Below are 17,238 nucleotides of genomic sequence, written 5' to 3' on the forward strand. Positions count from 1 at the left end.
AATATTTCCCCCGAGTGTCAAGTCGAGCGTTACCCCGCTTCGACTTGCATCCGTTCCAGGCGCTTGCGGACGCGCTCGCGCAGGCGCCGGACCGACCGCTCGGCCCGGCCGAGTTGCTCGCTGATCTCGGTCGCCGTGTGCCCCTGCAGGCTCAGTTCCAGGATCGCCCGCTCGTCCGGGTCGTCAATGGCGCGGAAGAGCGCGTCCACCGTTTCCGCGAGCGCCGCCGCCTCGTCCGGGAGCGGCTCGCGGTCGAGCGCCAGGTCGATGACGGCCGGCGCACTGTCCCCGGCCGCCCCGCCGGGCGTCTCGCGGCCCACGTTGCGCTTCTCGGCCCGGTAGTACGCGGCCCGGTCCGCGCACTTGCGGAGCGTAATCATCGTGAGTACGCCCCACAATCCGTCCCAGGTACCAACGTCCAGGTGCCCGTCGCGCTGGCGCAAGAAGAAACTTTTGTACGCGGATTGAACCACGTCTTCGGGATCGACCTTGACGGCCAGCCGCGCGTCGAGGTGCGAGCGGGCCAAACCCGCCAGGCGCGCGGCGAACCGCACGAACACCTCGCGCGCGGCCGCGTCCTCCCCGGACCGCAGCCGGCCCATGAGTGCGGTGAACGAGTCGTTTACGGACATTCCGACCTCCGTATCGAAGGCGCGCGAAATTTTTTGGCCGGTTCCTGACGGAACGCGGATCTACCCGGTGTCCCCGGTCGCAACGGTCGGCTTCCCAGGTGTTGTACACCGCGGGTGCCGTCCGGCACAGAACCCGCAAGGCGCCTGTCGCACGTCTCGCCCACTCCGACCGCACGGTACACCCCGAACCCCTCCACAGTCTTCGCAGGAGACCGTCCGATGTTACGCGCACTGTTTCAGGCCATGCTCCGCGGCGCCCGCCGGCGCGCGGCCCGGACCAATACCCGGACCGTTTCACTGACGAGCCGGTTCACACCGGGACTCGAGGCGCTCGACGCCCGCGAAGTGCCGGCCGTCGTCGCCACCTTCAGCGCCGGGACGCTCTCCGTTTTCGGCGACAACCTCGACAACACGATCACCGTGAGCCGCAACGCTGCCGGGACGATTCTCGTGAACGGCGGGGCGGTCGCGGTCCAGGGCGGCACGCCGACAGTAGCTAACACCGCTCTCATTCAGGTCTTCGGGCAGGGCGGGAACGACACGATCACCCTGAACGAGGCGAACGGCGCACTGCCGCGTGCCAACCTGTTCGGTGGCGCGGGGAACGACGTGCTCACCGGCGGGTCCGGGAACGACCAGTTGTTCGGTCAAGACGGTAACGACACGCTCCTGGGCAAGGGCGGTGCGGACTTCCTGTTCGGCGGTGCGGGTAACGACACGCTGACCGGCGGCGACGCCGACGACCAGGTGTTCGGTGAAGCCGGCGACGACCGGATGATCTGGAACCCGGGCGACGACACGGATCTGAACGAGGGCGGCGCCGGCACCGATACCGTCGAAGTGAACGGCGGCAACGGCGATGAACAGTTCACCACCACCGCGAACGGCACCCGCGTGCGGTTCGATCGGGTGAACCCGGCCCCGTTCAGCATCGACATCGGCACCAGTGAGAAACTCGTCGTCAACATGAACGGCGGGAACGACAGGTTCTCGACCACCGGCAACCTGGCCGCGCTGATCCAAATCACCGTGGACGGCGGGACCGGCAACGACACGATCCTCGGCAGCAACGGGAACGATCAGCTCCGCGGCGGCGACGGCGACGACTTCATCGACGGCAACCAGGGCAACGATGTCGCCCTCATGGGCGCTGGTAATGACGTGTTCCAGTGGGATCCGGGCGACGGTAACGACACGATCGAGGGGCAGGACGGTACCGACAAGATGGTGTTCAACGGGGCGAACATCAACGAGATCTTCGACATCTCGGCGAACGGCGGGCGCGTCCGGTTCACCCGCAACATCGCCAACATCGTGATGGACCTCAACGACGTCGAGGCGATCGACCTGAACGCGCTGGGCGGGGCCGACACGGTCACCGTTAACAATCTCGCAGGAACCGACCTGAAGACCGTCAACATCAACCTTGCCGGGACCATCAACGGGGCCGCAGGTGACGCAGCGGCCGACACGGTCACGGTCAACGGCACCAACGGCAACGACATCATCGACGTCTTCGGCGCGGGCACTTCGGCCAGCGTGGTCGGGCTGGCCGCGACGGTGAACATCACGAACTCCGAGGGCGCCAACGACGCACTCGTGGTGAACGCGCTGGGCGGGAACGATGGGGTGACCGCGTCCACGGTGCCCGCCGGGGTCGTGAAGCTGACCATCGACGGCGGGGCGGGCGACGACACGCTCCTCGGCAGCCGCGGGGACGACGTGATCCGCGGTGGCGACGGCAACGACTTTGTCTTAGGTGGCCAGGGCAACGACGTGGCCTTCCTGGGAGCCGGTAATGACGTGTTCCAGTGGAACCCGGGCGACGGGAGCGACACGGTCGAGGGCCAGGGCGGGAACGACAAGATGCTGTTCTTCGGTGCCAACATAGCCGAGAACATTAACATCGTGGCGAACGGCGGGCGGGTGCTGTTCACCCGCGACGTGGCGAACATCACGATGGACCTCGACGACGTCGAGAACATCGAGTTCCGCGCCCTCGGTGGGGCCGACAACGTCGTCGTGGGCGATCTGAGCGGTACGGATCTGACGCGCGTCGACGTCGACCTGCGTGGGCCCGCGGGCGGCGGCGACGGGGCGGCCGACACGGTTACGGTCAACGGCACCCAGGGCGCTGATGCGTTCGGGGCCGCGGGCGACACGGGCGGGGTCAACGTGTTCGGGCTGCACACCACGGTCAACATCTTCTTCCAGGATCCGGCCAGCGACCGGCTGGTACTCAACGGGCAGGGCGGCGACGACGTCATCAACGCGACCTCGCTCCGGGCCAACTCGATTCAGCTCACGGTGAACGGCGGCCTCGGCAACGACCTCCTGATCGGCAGCGACGGTGATGACCTCATCAACGGCGGCGACGGCAACGACACGGCCCTCATGGGCGCGGGCAACGACACCTTCGTGTGGAACCCGGGCGACGACAACGACACGATCGAGGGTCAGGCGGGCACTGACAAGATGGTGTTCAACGGGGCGAACATAGCCGAGGCCATCGACATCTCGGCGAACGGCGGGCGGGTCCGGTTCTCCCGTAACGTGGCGAACGTGGTAATGGATCTGAACGACGTCGAAGCGATCGATTTCAACGCCCTCGGGGGCGCGGACCAGATTACGGTCGGCGACCTGTCCGGGACCGATGTGACAGAGGTGAATTTGAACCTCGCGGGCACCCTCAACGGGGGCGCGGGGGACGGGGCGGCCGACACCGTGATCGTCAACGGCACCAACGGCGACGACGCGATCGTCGTGTTCGGCACTGGGACCGGCGCGCAGGTGCTCGGACTGGCCGCGACGGTGAACATCATCGGTGCAGAACCGGCCAACGACCGGCTCGTGGTGAACGCACTAGCCGGGAACGATGTGGTGGAAGCGAGCGGGCTGACCGGCTCCGCGATTCAGTTCACCGGTAACGGCGGCGACGGCGACGACGTGCTAATCGGCGGCGACGGCAACGACACCCTCCTCGGTGGCGCGGGTGACGATGTGCTGATCGGCGGTCCCGGGGCCGATATCCTCGATGGCGGTACCGGCGACAACGTTTTGATTAACTGAGTCGCCCCTCATTGACGACCGACCGCGGGCGGGGGCATTGGCCCTCGCCCGTGTTCGTTTTATCTCTTCGAGCGCTCGTAGCGGTTGACCGTTGCCGGCTGTCGGGCACGAGTCGGAGCGCTGCCCTTAACAGTGGTTCGGTGTAGTGCCGGGTTCGGCCGCGGAGTCGGGGGGTAAGAACGAGCAGTAGACGATGATCGGGACGCTGGGGAACCGGCGGCTCAAAACCGACGCCACACGCCCTCCGCACCAGACCGCGACCAACTGGGCGCGGCCGCGCTCCAGGTCAGTAAACCGTGCGTGGTATTCCCTGTCGAGTGGATCATTCCACAACAAAAATGGTCCCAGTTCGGGGCTCGACACCACTTCGGGACGCGGCACCATTTCGGGACTCGGTACCACTTCGGGTGTCCACCAGACGCGGGAGTGCGACCAACTCGGCAGCGGTCTTTCGACGATGAGTGTACCTGTCCTTGCTCGGAGCTGGCACAGGAGGTCGCGCCAACCGATCCACCGGCCGGCCCGCCGCATTCGACGCCGTATCCGCGACTCGTCGGGCAGGAAGGTCAGCTCCGTAGCGAAGGCGAAGACGACGACCGGCACCCATAGCGGCGCGGTAAGGGCGAGCGCGACTCGCCGTACCCACAACCATACGACCGGAAGACGGTACGCCATTCCAATCGCTCCCTTTGTCGAATTTGGAATTTGCTTGCGGTGGTGACACGTGTGCCACGCACCTACTCCTTCCCAAACAGCAAATCCACAACCCAGCAGCCCCGCACATGCTCGCCCGGTTGTCGGCAGTGGTTCAAAATGTCGTCGTTATCACATTCCGCGTCCTGAAGCGCGTCCGCGAGAATCGGCATGGCGCTAAAGTCTCGTGACTCGTACATTTGCGACGCAAGGGCGACGGCTGTTGAGGTGCGCCAATCGGGGGAGAAGTTTACAAGACGGAACGGGTTCCCGAAGATGTCCCGAAGCAAGCCGATTTGAGACTGCTCTTCGGCAATCCGGGTACCTCGATCGGGCGGAAACGGGGTTGGGGGCGATGGTGCTTGGCAACTCAAGTACGCCGCGGCAAGGCTGGCGGCGGTGCAACTTTTCGCCGCGACCGAGGGGTCGATTGCGGCGGTATCAACGGCCGCGTAGGTGGCATTGGATTCGGCGAGGTGCGCGCGGAGTCCCGTCGCGTCGAATTGCTCTCGGTTCTGTTGCCAGAGCGCCTCGCACGCTTCACGCCCGGCATCATGAATCGCGACTCTTTCCTTCTCCCTGACGAGTCCGCGCTCGGCCATTTGGTCGGCGAAGCTGAGAGCGGACCTTGCGCGCGCGTCCTGTACCAAGTGAACGACCCGTCTCGCGCAGGCGCAGGCAAACAACCGAAATTTTCGATCCCCTCGGCCGCGCAAGAACGTGATTCGCCCAAGCAAGAAGCTGAGCAAGTGCAGCGGATCGGTTCGCGATAGCCACTCCGCTTCGGTCATCTTCGCCCCTTCTCACCGCGCGTCACAGCAGGTTCAGCGTTCCCCGTGTCACGCCGAGTTGATTCAGCACGCGGAGCTGGCGCCAGGTCTCGTGCCCGTCGTCGCGCCCGGCGATCACGCGGGCGTAGCGGTCCAAGAGAGAGGCGACCTGCGAAGGTGGTTCGCGCAGCAAGTCCACGCGGAACGTGCGCAGCCCCAGCTCGCGCATCCGGCCCACGTACTCGGCCGCGCTCTGGGCAAGGTTGTTAAACACCGTGTTGCGGCACCCGGTGTCCGCGACCACGGGGAACGCCGCACCCACGCGATCCCGGAGTTCGACCTTATGCCGGTCGCACGGGCGCCCGCAGTCGCGGTGGTCCTTGCCCGTGCTGAGGAACGCCGCGAACACACAGTGCTCCATGTGGAACATGGGCATGTGCTGGTGAACCACCGGCTCGAACCAGTCCGCGTTCGCGCGCCGCACCATTGATGCGAACTGATCCCAGTTGAGGTCGTAACTCGGTACGAGTCGTTCGAGCCCCGCGCCCATCAGCGCGCCGGCGGTGAGTTCGTTCGCCACGTTGAGGCTGAAGTCGCCGATGAGTCGCACGTCCGGCAATTGCTCCCGGAAGTAACTGATCGAAGCGAGGTTCCGCACGAGGACAATGTCGGGTTCCGCGCGGGCGACGAGTGCCTGAAAGCCGTCCTCGCCGGGTTTCCACACGCGAACCGGCGCCAGCCCGATCGGCACACCCACGGCACGCGCCTTCGCGACCGCGTCCTTGTATCGGCGCAAATCTTCAAAGTCCGCGTAGATCGCGGACGGCTTGGGAAGACCGTCCGGAGGCGCCCACGCGAGGACGGCGTCGAGTTGTTCGAGGTTACGGACGAGAACGGTGAGGCGGGGGGTAGGTTGTGCCTGCAGCCCCTCCCCAACCCCTCCTCTAAACGGAGAGGGGCTTAACACCGCCGTTGGTTCTGTTCCCCCTTCCTTCTTAGGGAAGGGGGGCGGGGGGGTAGGTCGCCCCAACTCGCCGCGCAGTGCCCGCAGTGCGTCGCCTTTCGCGATCGCGTGCTTGCGCACTTCGATGCGTCGTTCTGCCAGCGCGCCCGCAGTTTGGCGTCGGAGGTCGTTCAGCACGCTGCGCGGTACCATCACGCCCGCGGGCAAATCCACGGCGACGGCGCCCAGCTCGAACGGCGTGTCGCCGAGTCGCGCGAGTTGCTCTCGTATTTCGTCCGCGGAAGTGGGTTGTTTGCGGGCCAGTTCGAGCGGACCCGCCCACGTCGCGCTCGATTCGCGCTCGCCATCGGAAAGCGAGAGCGTCAGCGCGCCGCCGACTGTGCCGGACACGCGCCCGGTGATCGGGACGCGCTTCGCCAGTTTGTCCTGCCCGTAGCTTTGTTCGAGCCGCTTGCGCAGTGCCGGGTCGTCCGTCTTGTAAACGTCGCAGCCCACGGGAATCTGTGAGAAATCGATCGCGCCGTCTTCAAAGTAAAGTTCGACCACGGAGCGCAGCACGATCGCCCGCCACACCCGGCCGCCCGGTTCCTGTTCGTGCGGTTTGCCGATGTCGAACAGCACGCCGTCGCCGGCTTTTACCAGATCGCTGACGGTTTCGCACAACTCGATGCGCACGCCGTTTTTCGTGAAGCCCGCGACCCTCCCGATGCGCACGCCGCGGCTCTTCGGGAACCGCCCGCGAACCAACATCTGGTGATTCACGCCCTCGAGAAAACCCGGCGTCAGCCCGCGGCTGAACGTCTGCGCGAGGTCGAGTTGCTCGCGCCGCGGAAGGGCGAAATCGTGGTGCGCGAGCTTCGCGTCGATGGCCTTGCGGTACGTCTGCGTGGTCGCGGCGACGTAGGGTCCGCCCTTCAGCCGGCCCTCGATCTTGAAAGAGATCACGCCCGCGTCGATCAGCGGATCAATGAGATCGAACGCGGCGAGGTCTTGCGGGCTGAGCAGGTACGCGCGGTCGCCGAGCTCGCGCTTCGTGCCGTCCACGATCATCTCGTAGGGCAGCCGGCACGCCTGCGCGCACTGCCCGCGGTTCGCGCTGCGCCCGCCGAGAGCCTCGCTCGTGAGGCACTGCCCGCTGTACGCGACGCACAGCGCGCCGTGAATGAACACTTCCACGGGCGTCGAAGTGTTCGCGGTCACTTTCCGAATGTCGTTCAGGGACAGTTCGCGCGCCAAGACGACGCGCTCGACGCCGAGGGCGGTCACGAACTCGATGCCGCGCGGTTCGGTCAGCGTCATCTGCGTGGAGCCGTGAACCGGGAGCGTGGGCGCGATGCGCTTGATGAGCCGCACGAGTCCGAGGTCTTGAACGATGACCGCATCGGCCCCGGCCGCCGCGACCGATTTCACGAACTCCGCGACCGATTCCAGCTCGTCCGAGAAGATCAGTGTGTTGAGCGTGACGAACCCGCGCACGTTGCGCGCGTGCAGGAACGTCATCACGTCCGGCAATTCGGCGAGTGTGAAGTTGGTGGCGCGAGCACGGGCGTTGAAGTTCGATAGCCCGAAGTACACGGCATCGGCGCCGTTCGCGACCGCGGCGCGCATGGCCTCCCAGTCGCCGGCGGGAGCAAGAAGTTCGGGCGGTGTGTGCGATGAAGACATGAAGGGATTGTAGCAGACGCGATCCAGTGTGGTCCGCGTGCCCCACCACGAGGGCGCGCGGACCACACTGGATTACCGCCACGCATCGTAAGCGACGACGGCGAAGTTGTGGACGAAGTGCAGCACCATTGCGAGCGTCAGCCCGCCGTAAACGCGGGCGTAGCCCAGGAACGCGCCGACCAGGAACAGGTACGGCATGCCCAGAATGTTCCCCAAGTGGGCGGCCGCGAACGCCGCCGCGGTGAGCCACACCGCCAGGTGCATGTTCATCGATTTTCGCAACACGCCCAGCGTCATTTGCCGGAAGAACAGTTCTTCCACGATCGCCGGCTGCACGCAGATCAACAGGACCGTGGCCAGCGTCATCTTCATCCGCTCGGGCTCGATCACCCCGAGCGGCCGGAGCAGTTCGCGCAGGAAGGTGAAGAACAGCAGGTTCAGGCACAGGAGCGCGAACAGCACCGGCACCGACGTGACCCACGTGAGGGCCATTGTTCCGTCGGGCACCTTCTGGCGCGCCCGCGACCACACGAGCGCGAGTGACACCAGCGTGAGGAGCGTACTCGCGACCTCGACGAACGCCTGGGCCTCTTGAATCTCGTCCGTGGTCGTCGCACCTCGGAGTGCGGCGATGACCGAGCACACAACGAGCGTACCGAGCAGCCCGAAGTACGCGAGCACCACAATTACAACCGGCGGAATCGGGTACGGTCGGCGCACCGGGATCGCGTACCGGGCCGTGTCGGTGTGCCAGTCGTCTTCGGGTTCGTCGTCGGACCGGCGCACGGGTTCCGGTTCGCGCCGGGGCGGTTCGCCGTCGGTCCAGGTGTTGCACCACGGGCACCGGCCCGCGACCGGCGCGGCGGTCTCCCCGCACCGCCAGCACCAGAGCGCCGCGACCGGGTACACGACGGGGACCGCGTCCGGGTCGTAATCGAGTTCCGGCTCCGCTGCGCCCCAATCCCCGATCCGGGGGCGAGGCGCATCGGTGTCGGGTGGCGAGTTGTAGTCGTCGGGTGGCATAGTAAAGGCGACAGTTTGAGCGTTACACCCAGCGGGGCGTGAAGAAATTGTAGCAGAGGGATCGTGGGGACACGCAACAGTTATCGCGCTGCAATGTGCCACTTTTCTGAAACTCGCGCCCCGAACCCGAAGTACCTCCGGGCGAAGCTACCACGGAGATTCGGCATGATGCGCTACGCACTACCGGCGCTCGCCCTCGTGTTCGGCGCGAATTCCGCCCGGGCCACGGACCCGCTCGATTGCGTTCCCACATCGGCGCAACTTGTCCTCGTCGCGGATCATCCGCGCAAACTCGCGGACGCCGTCACCGGGCTGGAAGCCTTTCAAAAGGCGCAGAAGCTCCCGCAGTACCGCAACGTCTACGAATCAGCGGCCGCCAAGCGCGCGTTCCAACTGCTCGCGATGTTCGAGAAAGAACTCGGCGCGAAATGGCCCGAACTGCTCGACCAACTCGCGGGTGACGGTGTCGCGATCGGGCTCCAGTTCGCGGACGATCCCGCACCGACCATTTTTGTTTTGCAGGGGAAGGACGACGCGCAGGTCAAGAAAGCGACCGACCTCGCACTCAAAACGATCGAAGAGGAACTCAACCGCCAGGGGGCGAAGGACGGCGTCAAACGATTCACGATCGCGGGGCAAGACGCGATCAAGATCGGCGACTTGTTCGTGGTTCGCGTCGGGGCGACGGTGCTGATTTCCAACAACGAAACAACGCTGAAAGCGGCTGTGGCACTCGCGACCACCGCCCGGGCCAAGTCGCCACAACACAAGGCGCGAAAGGATGCGTTCAAGCTCCTTCCCAAAGACCCGCTCGCGTGGCTGTGGCTCGATTTCGCGTCCGTGAAGCAGTCGAAAGCGTCAAAGGATTTCTTCGACGCGACCCGTCAGGATTTCCTGCAAACGCTCGTCGTGGGTGGGAGCATCGATTGTCTCAAGCGCGCGGACTTCGTCGCGGCCGGGCTGTACAAGGAAGAGACCGGGTTCCGGCTCTCGGTGCGCGTCCCGGCCGGGCGCAGCGCGTTCCCGCCCGAGTACCAGTTCCACGTTCCGCCGAAGGGCGAACCGGGGTCGCTCCCGCTACTCGAGCCGCCCGGAACTCTGTACACGCACAGTCTCCACCTCGATATCGGGTTCTTGTGGAAGAACCGCACGAAGTTGCTCGGGGACGAGATCCGCGGGCAGTTGGAGAAGGCCGAAAAGGACGTGTCGAAGGTGCTCCCCGGGAGCACGCGAGTGGGTGAGCTACTTGAGATGTGGGGGCCGCACCACCGCATCGTGGTCGCGAATCACGACACGCCCCCCTACAAGAAACAACCCGGCCAGCAGTTCCCGGCGTTCGGTTACGTCGCGACCGGGCGCGACCCGAAGTTTGTCAAATCCATCGAGCCGGCCCTGCGCTCCGCCGCGATCATCGCGAGCCTGCAATTCGACCTGAAGATGCTGGAGCACAAGCACGAAGGGGTCACGATCGTCGCGTACCGGTTCCCGGAGAACAAGGAGCGCGCGGACGACCCGGACGGTGTGCGCTTTAACTTCGAGCCGTGCTTCGCGGTTGTTGGTGACGAACTGGTTGTCGCGACCACCGTCGAATTATGCAAGAAGCTCATCACGGAACTGAAGTCCCCGCAGAAAGACCAACCCAGCGCCGCGGTGGTTCGCGGGAGGTTCTCCACGAAGGCCGCGGCCGACGCGCTCGCGGCGATCCCGGACCCGCTCGTCACGGACGCGATCCTGTCGCGCGGCATCGGACTGGAAGACGCCCGCAAGGAGGTCGCGAGTCTGGTCGCGTGGGTGAAGTCACTCGGCACCGTGCGTGGCGAACTCGACATCACCGAGACGGAGTACAAGTTCGACCTGGTGTGGGATCTGGCGCCGCGCAAGTAAACGACCGGTGCTCGAATTGGCGAACGGCCGGCGTGAGCCGGCTGGTGAAGAGTTCGCGCAGAAGCTTGTTGAAGTACCTCACCGGCCGGCTCACACCGGCCGTTCGCCCGGACCGGTAGCGGCACCATTCGCTCACGAGGCTCACATGCTCGACTCCAAAAACGCCTGGCAGCCGTACACGCCGAGCGCTGAGAACCCGTGGGACCGGAAGAAGGTCGGGCACCTCTACCGGCGCGCGGGGTTCGGCGCGACGGAAGCCGAACTCGCCGCCGGACTGACGGACGGGCACGCCAAAACGCTCGACCGTATCCTCGCGGGCGAGGCGGAAACCGAAGACTTCGCCCGCACGTCCGCGTTCATGGCATCGGAACGGAGCATGCCGCCGGGGGCGCCACAGGGCCGGCTCTCGGCGTGGTGGCTCGACCGCATGCTGAAGACCAAGCACCCGCTACGCGAGAAGCTGACGCTGTTCTGGCACAATCACTTCGCCACCAGCAACGCGAAGGTTCAGAACGCGCGCTTCATGCTCGCGCAGTATCAGCTCGTTCAAGCACACGCGCTCGGTAGTTTCCGCACCTTGCTCACACAAATGGGCGCGGACCCTGCCATGCTCGTGTGGCTCGATACGAACACCAGCACGAAGGGCGCGCCCAACGAGAACTACGCCCGCGAAGTGATGGAACTGTTCTCGCTCGGCGTCGGCAATTACACCGAAACCGACATCCGCCAAGCGGCTCGCGCGTTCACGGGCTACGAGATCAAAGAAGGTAAAGGCACGTTAAACCGGCGCCAGCACGACGCCAGCGAAAAAGAGGTGTTCGGCAAGAAGGGGAAGTTTACCGGCGAGGACATCGCGGGGCTGTGTCTCGATCACGAAGCGTGCCCGCGGTTCATCGTGCGCAAGTTCTACAAGTTCCTCGTCAGCGACACCGATACCCCCGGCGCGGATCTCATCGACCCACTCGCGGAGCAGTACCGGAAGTCCGACTTCGACACCGGCAAACTCGTCTCGACGATTCTCCGCTCGAACCTGTTCTTCAGCCCCACCGCGTACCGCGCGAAGATCAAATCGCCGGTGGAGTTCGCTATCGGAAGTGTCCGGGCACTCGAGGGCGCGGTCGGTACGCTCCCGCTCGCGGAGGCGCTCGAAGGGTTGGGGCAAGTGCTGTTCGCCCCGCCGTCGGTGAAGGGCTGGGACGGCGGGGAGGCGTGGTTGAACGCGCAAACGCTCCTCGGCCGGAACAACCTCGCACTCGCGATCACTGCAACCGACAACGCGCGCTTCGGCACGCGCTGCGACCCGGCGGAACTCGCGGCAAAGCACGGCGCCGGGACCGACGCGCAGTTGGTTGATTTCCTCCTGGGCTTGTTCCTACAAGGCGACGTGCCCAACGAGGCCCGCACCAAGCTGCTCGACTACCTGAAGGCCACAAAAGACGTGAAGTACCCCGCGTACTGGTCCGAGGACGACATCGCGAACCACCGCACGCGGGCCGTCACGCACTTGGTCCTAACGCTCCCGGAATACCAACTGAACTAGGCGAACGGCCGGTGTAAGCCGGCCGGTGCTCTCGCCGACCGCTTGAAGTCAAACTCTCACCGGCCGGCTTACACCGGCCGTTCGCCAGGAGTTTCCTATGACCACGCGACGCGACTTCCTCAAGACTTCCTCGCTGATCGGGTTCGGCTCCACGGTGCCGGCGTTCCTGGGGCGCACGGCACTTTCGGCCCCGCGCGCCGACAAGCCCGGGGCCAAAGACACCGTGCTCGTCGTCGTGCAACTCACGGGCGGCAACGACGGCATGAATACCGTCGTTCCGTTCACGAACCCGGATTACTACAAACTCCGGCCGACCATCGCCATCGCGAAGGATCAGGTCAAGAAACTCACCGACGACGTCGGCTTCCACCCCGCGATGACCGCGCTCGCGAAACTCTACACCGACGACAGCGCGGTGTGCGTGGTACAGGGCGTCGGCTACCCGAACCCGAGTCAGTCGCACTTCCGCAGCATGGACGTGTGGCACGCGGCCAGCACCGCGGAGACACTCACTACAGGGTGGCTCGGTCAGTCACTCAAGAAGCAACCGGTGCCCGCGTTCCACCTCGCGGGCGGAAACGAAGTTTCGCCGCTCGCGCTGGCCGGGGCGCCGGTCCGCGTACCAAGCATCACGTCACTCGATGACTTCAAACTCAAGACGGTTTCTGTGACGGGAGCGGACGCCACCGCGCAGAAGAACGTAATCACCTCGGCCGCATCAATTGCGGGCGGGAGTTCGGGCTCGACGTCACTTTTGGACTTCGTGGCGCGCACGCAGATGAGTACCTACGCGAGCAGCGAGAAGCTCGCGAGCATCGGCAAGAACTACGCGCCCAAAGTGCCGTACCCGACTTCGGCACTCGGCAACAAACTGAAACTCGCCGCGCAGCTCATCGACGCGGACATCGGCGCGCGGATCTTTTACGTCTCGATTGACGGGTTCGACACGCACGCGGGGCAGGGCGGCGCGACCGGCGCGCACGCGAACCTGCTCACCCAGGTGTCGGACGCGATCTCCGCGTTCTATCGCGACATGGCCGGCCGCGGGCACAAGGATCGGCTGTGCGTGATGACGTTCTCCGAATTCGGTCGGCGCGCCTACGAGAACGGCAGCAAGGGTACCGACCACGGCGCCGGGGCGCCGATGTTCTTGGTGGGCGGCGGGGTGAAGGCCGGCGTCGTTGGCGCGCACCCGAGCCTCAAGGGATTGAAGGAAGGGAACTTGGTCCACGGCACCGATTTCCGGCAGGTGTACGCGGCGGTGCTCGATAAGTGGATCGGCATCGATCCCAAGCCGATCCTCGGCGACGGGTTCAAGCCGGTCGAAGTGTTTGTGAAGTGACGGGAAACACATCAACGCGGCGAAGCCTCCCGTGGCGGGGTTCGCCCAATCGCGCGGCCCCAGATCGGCACACACCGGATTTGAGCCGCAGAGCGAACTCAGATCGCCCACGATCGGACTCCGCATTCCGGGACCGGGGGCCACACGCTGCCCAGGATGAATGCCGGCAACATTACACGAGCACCGCCCAAGTCCTGTCTCCGGCACATAAAAGTACGCAAGAAGCGCGCGAAAGGGGTTAGAGTGTTTGCACTCTAACCCCTTTCTTTCTTCGCCGCCAAACGGGGACGCGATGCTTCTGGAAATCGCCATCGGTGACGCACTCGGGGCCGGGTACGAGTTCAACGACCCGGCCATCGAGCGGCACAATGCCGACCTCCTCCACGGTTACGTCCAACACTCCAAGCACGCCGGTATCACGCCGGGCATGTACACCGACGACACGCAGATGTCGATCGGCACCGCGGAAGCACTCGTCTCCGGCGAACCCTGGGAGCCGAAAACGCTCGTCCGCCACTGGCTCGCCGCGTTCCAGCGCGACCGGCGCGACGGGTACGCGCGCGGGTTCCAGACGTTCCTCGAAACACACGACACGGTCGAAGCGTTTCTCGCCGACATCCGTCCGGACAGTGACCGCTCCGGCGCCGCGATGCGCGTCGGCCCCGTGGGACTGATCGCGGACCCGGCTCGTGTCGTTGAAATGGCGACCGTTCAGGCCGAAGTCACGCACCGCACGTCGGGCGGAGTGAGTTCGGCGGTCGCGGCGGCTCTCATGACGTGGTACTGCTTCAACACGACCGAACCAAAGAAGGATCTGCCCGCGTTCTTGGCCGCTCGCGTGCCGGGGTACGCCTGGGACCAGCGGTGGACCGGGCGCGTGGGCGTGACCGGCGTGGAGTGCGTCGCCGCAGCTCTGGCGGCCGTGACCGAATGCGATTCGCTGTCAACGGTCTTGACGCATTGCATTCGGTACGGCGGGGATGTTGACACCGCTGCAGCGATCGCGATGGCCGCGGCCTCTGGTTCGCGCGAGATCCAGCAAGACGTGCCGCAACACTTGATCGATGGCCTGGAGAACGGTCCCTACGGCCGCGACTACCTCATGGCGCTCGACGAGAAACTGCGGACGGCGATACAGCCGAGTCACCGGTGAACCCCGCCCGCAAGGGTGTTGGGTACGCACTGACTGCCCTTGCAGGCAACTCAGGGCTTGGCGATTGGTGGAGGGGCAACTGCGGGCTCTTTTGCTGGTTGCACAGTGATGACGCCTTGCGAATCAATCAGGATCGTTGATCGGGTGCTTACCGATGGCGGTTGAGGGTAGAACGTGCCGTTGATTTTGAGACCCGCCTCGGTCACGTTCCGGTCGCTGATGACGAACGTTCCGGCGGGCGTGGTGAACGTCGCCTCCGTGTCCGGGCGCTGGCCCATCGGGTGGTTCATCGCGTAGTTGGTGACCGTGTACTGGGCCGCGCCGGAGGTCCGCACCACAACGTCCATTGACCCGCGCTGCATGGTCAGCGTGTACGAGTCGGTGAACGTGCCCTTCGTGATGGTCGGCGAAGGGGAGCAACCGCCCAGGCACACGAGTAGAACGATCACACGGCTGAGAACGCGCATGGGACTACCCGCCTGTTTTCGGGGAAGGGCTGTTCCACATTAACGCAAACGCCGCGCCATTCAAACGGCGCGGCGAGCTATTTATGGGTTCCGAGCCGCGTCACGCGGTTTGCTTCGGAGCGGGAAATAACTCGCGCTCCACGAGTGGCGGTAACTCGAACTTCGTCGCGACCGCGGTGATCGGTTCGCCGAGCTGCGGAATTTCGGCTTCCACGATCCGCCCGATCCGCTTCGCCGCCGCGTAGACGAGCGTGGGAATGCGCTCCGGCGGAAGCCCCATGAGCCGCGCGCACGTCGAGTCGACCGCGACCGGGTCCGTGCCCATGATGAGCGCGCCGACGTGCTTGGCGGTGCCGTGCAGCGGGCCGTCGCCCTCCATGCCGGTGATGCCGTCCACGATGGACAGGTTCGCCGGGTGCGTACAACTGATGTCCACGATGCTCTGAGGGATGCCGCGCCAGTGCAGCTCGTTCTTCGGCCACCCGTAGCAGATCCCCGGGAGCGTGCCGAACAGGTTCTTCAGCGAGAGCGTGACACCGGCCCAGTGGTGCGTCTTCAGCTTCGGGAGCGAGATCAGCACTTCGGCGTTGAGAATGGTGCGCGACATGTAGAGGTGGTCGAGGCGCGTGAGCCGGCCCAGGTTCAGCACCTTCACCGGCTCGTCGTGGTTGATGTCCACGAACCGGACGCCGTGCTTATCGAGCACCGCGCCGAGCCCGCTCTCGCGAACGAGAAAGTGGACGTTCCGCCAATGCCCCGGCCCCTCCGCGACGATGACCTCCGCCGCGCCCTCTTGCTTGCACAGTGTGATGACCGCGTCCACGACCCGCGGGTCGGTGTTAATCACCCGGTCCGGCCGGTACTCCACGAGGTTCGGCTTCAGCACGACGCGCTTCCCCGCCAGCGGGAGCGCCTGACGAAAGTGCGCGAACTGCGCCGCGAGAATTTCTGCGAGCGGCGCATCATAACTCGGCGCGCGGGCGATGTGAACCGCCGACGTGATCGGCAGCGGTTTCAGTTTCGAGATGCCCGCGGCCATCGCCCCGCGAAATTTCGACGCGATCTTGGCGAACAGCCCGGGGGCGGGGGCGGTCGAACTGCCGGCGACGTGTGCCGGGGTGCCGGGCGCGGGCGCGGCGTGGGCGCCGAACCGCAGGCGCATCGGGTTGGTTTCCGCGAGTGCGAGGGCCGCGAGCGCGAGTCGGTGCGGGCTCGTGGTCGGGTCACTCGCGAGTTCGAGAATCTTCTGATCGAGTTCCGGGAACATCTCACGGGTCGCGGTGTCGGAGTCATGAACGCCCAGCGCGATCCGAGCCCAGGCGAGGTGTTCGAGGTCGGTCGCCTTCGCCGCGTGCATCCGCAAATACCCCACCGCGGCATCGACGCGCGGGTGGTCGACGGCCCCCTGCACCGCGAGCAACAGCACCGCGGTCGGCCCGGGGATCGGCTCGGTCGACGTGCCCAGCACCACGCGGTTGCCGTAGTTCGCGCCGCCGCTATCGAACGCGCGGTCGAGGAGCAGTTTCAGCCCCTGTTGGACCCGCGCGTGGGCCTCCAGGCCCGCGGCGCGGAGCGCGAGGCACGCCCACGAGGTCGGCTCCACCCACCCGAAGTTCGCCGCGGCCCACGGCCAGCCGAGGAGCGACACGTCGATGTCGTTCGCGATGTCGTTCGCTTCGGGATCTTTCGTGACCGTGCGGCTCTCGGTCGCCAGAACGCGGTCGATCGTCGGCTTCATTTCCTGGGGGGGCGCGCCGAGGGTGATTCGCGTAAAGAGCGCGATGGGTGTGGGCCAGGCGGCTTCCGGTCGGCCGTCGGCGAGCCGGTACCCGCCGTCGGGCTGGTGGTTGCGCTCCAGGTCCGCGAGTCCGTTCGCGATCGGCTGGGCGAACGGGTCGCGCGCGGTCGCGAGCGCCAGGAGCGCCAGGCACGTCGGTTCCGGGTGGCTGGCTTTGCCGGCGTGGTACCCGTACCCGCCGTCCGGGTTGGCGAGGCCAGCGAGGCGCGTGAGCAGTGCGTGCGAAGAAGACACAATC

Annotated in this window: 11 protein-coding genes; 5 read left to right on the plus strand and 6 right to left on the minus strand. The window is 65.7% G+C overall.

Annotated elements, in window-relative coordinates; all coding sequences use genetic code 11:
* Positions 1–29 precede the first annotated feature (29 nt).
* Positions 30–632, minus strand: a complete 603-nt coding sequence (locus J8F10_RS30765; protein WP_210660374.1) for an RNA polymerase sigma factor — start codon at positions 630–632, stop codon at positions 30–32.
* A 219-nt stretch (positions 633–851) separates the two neighbouring features.
* Here J8F10_RS30765 and J8F10_RS30770 point away from each other — a divergent pair, with 219 nt between their 5' ends.
* Positions 852–3,701, plus strand: a complete 2,850-nt coding sequence (locus J8F10_RS30770) for a beta strand repeat-containing protein (RefSeq protein WP_210660375.1) — start codon at positions 852–854, stop codon at positions 3,699–3,701.
* A 737-nt stretch (positions 3,702–4,438) separates the two neighbouring features.
* Here the strand turns inward: J8F10_RS30770 and J8F10_RS39410 are convergent.
* From J8F10_RS39410 to J8F10_RS30785, 3 genes are all read right to left on the minus strand, one after another.
* On the minus strand, positions 4,439–5,185 hold the full coding sequence (locus tag J8F10_RS39410) for a hypothetical protein (RefSeq protein ID WP_246523669.1): 747 nt from the start codon (positions 5,183–5,185) through the stop codon (positions 4,439–4,441).
* A gap of 22 nt (positions 5,186–5,207) precedes the next feature.
* A complete protein-coding gene (locus J8F10_RS30780) occupies positions 5,208–7,793 on the minus strand; it encodes a U32 family peptidase (protein WP_210660376.1) in 2,586 nt (861 codons plus the stop codon).
* 72 nt (positions 7,794–7,865) lie between these two features.
* Complete coding sequence (locus tag J8F10_RS30785; RefSeq protein WP_210660377.1) at positions 7,866–8,816, minus strand: CPBP family intramembrane glutamic endopeptidase; 951 nt, start codon at positions 8,814–8,816, stop codon at positions 7,866–7,868.
* Positions 8,817–8,981: 165 nt separating this feature from the next.
* On the opposite strand from J8F10_RS30785, the gene J8F10_RS30790 reads away from it, so the two are divergent.
* The 4 genes from J8F10_RS30790 (at position 8,982) to J8F10_RS30805 (ending at position 14,735) form a co-directional block, all read left to right on the plus strand.
* Positions 8,982–10,700 carry a hypothetical protein gene (locus J8F10_RS30790; RefSeq protein ID WP_210660378.1) on the plus strand — a complete coding sequence of 573 codons (1,719 nt, stop codon included), beginning with the start codon at positions 8,982–8,984 and terminating at the stop codon, positions 10,698–10,700.
* Between the two features lie 145 nt (positions 10,701–10,845).
* On the plus strand, positions 10,846–12,240 hold the full coding sequence (locus J8F10_RS30795) for a DUF1800 domain-containing protein (protein ID WP_210660379.1): 1,395 nt from the start codon (positions 10,846–10,848) through the stop codon (positions 12,238–12,240).
* Positions 12,241–12,337: 97 nt separating this feature from the next.
* Positions 12,338–13,582 (plus strand): DUF1501 domain-containing protein, encoded by a 1,245-nt coding sequence (locus tag J8F10_RS30800; protein ID WP_210660381.1) that lies wholly within the window; start codon positions 12,338–12,340, stop codon positions 13,580–13,582.
* A 292-nt stretch (positions 13,583–13,874) separates the two neighbouring features.
* Positions 13,875–14,735: an ADP-ribosylglycohydrolase family protein gene (locus tag J8F10_RS30805; protein ID WP_210660383.1), complete on the plus strand. Its 861-nt coding sequence runs from the start codon at positions 13,875–13,877 to the stop codon at positions 14,733–14,735.
* A gap of 50 nt (positions 14,736–14,785) precedes the next feature.
* On the opposite strand, the gene J8F10_RS30810 is transcribed toward J8F10_RS30805, so the two are convergent.
* Both J8F10_RS30810 and J8F10_RS30815 read right to left on the minus strand, forming a co-directional pair.
* Entirely contained in the window at positions 14,786–15,202 is a 417-nt protein-coding gene (locus J8F10_RS30810; RefSeq protein WP_210660385.1) for a hypothetical protein, read from the minus strand.
* Positions 15,203–15,302: 100 nt separating this feature from the next.
* Positions 15,303–17,234 carry a DUF362 domain-containing protein gene (locus tag J8F10_RS30815; protein ID WP_315854188.1) on the minus strand — a complete coding sequence of 644 codons (1,932 nt, stop codon included), beginning with the start codon at positions 17,232–17,234 and terminating at the stop codon, positions 15,303–15,305.
* Positions 17,235–17,238: the final 4 nt, after the last annotated feature.

Source organism: Gemmata palustris, assembly GCF_017939745.1.
GTDB lineage: Bacteria > Planctomycetota > Planctomycetia > Gemmatales > Gemmataceae > Gemmata > Gemmata palustris.

What these genes read in the sequence shown, in the direction of transcription:
- J8F10_RS30780 (WP_210660376.1), bottom strand. Translation starts at nt 7,793, where the DNA reads ATGTCTTCATCGCACACACCGCCCGAACTTCTTGCTCCCGCCGGCGAC.
- J8F10_RS39410 (WP_246523669.1), bottom strand. Translation starts at nt 5,185, where the DNA reads ATGACCGAAGCGGAGTGGCTATCGCGAACCGATCCGCTGCACTTGCTC.
- J8F10_RS30795 (WP_210660379.1), top strand. Translation starts at nt 10,846, where the DNA reads ATGCTCGACTCCAAAAACGCCTGGCAGCCGTACACGCCGAGCGCTGAG.
- J8F10_RS30805 (WP_210660383.1), top strand. Translation starts at nt 13,875, where the DNA reads ATGCTTCTGGAAATCGCCATCGGTGACGCACTCGGGGCCGGGTACGAG.
- J8F10_RS30790 (WP_210660378.1), top strand. Translation starts at nt 8,982, where the DNA reads ATGATGCGCTACGCACTACCGGCGCTCGCCCTCGTGTTCGGCGCGAAT.
- J8F10_RS30810 (WP_210660385.1), bottom strand. Translation starts at nt 15,202, where the DNA reads ATGCGCGTTCTCAGCCGTGTGATCGTTCTACTCGTGTGCCTGGGCGGT.
- J8F10_RS30770 (WP_210660375.1), top strand. Translation starts at nt 852, where the DNA reads ATGTTACGCGCACTGTTTCAGGCCATGCTCCGCGGCGCCCGCCGGCGC.
- J8F10_RS30800 (WP_210660381.1), top strand. Translation starts at nt 12,338, where the DNA reads ATGACCACGCGACGCGACTTCCTCAAGACTTCCTCGCTGATCGGGTTC.
- J8F10_RS30765 (WP_210660374.1), bottom strand. Translation starts at nt 632, where the DNA reads ATGTCCGTAAACGACTCGTTCACCGCACTCATGGGCCGGCTGCGGTCC.
- J8F10_RS30785 (WP_210660377.1), bottom strand. Translation starts at nt 8,816, where the DNA reads ATGCCACCCGACGACTACAACTCGCCACCCGACACCGATGCGCCTCGC.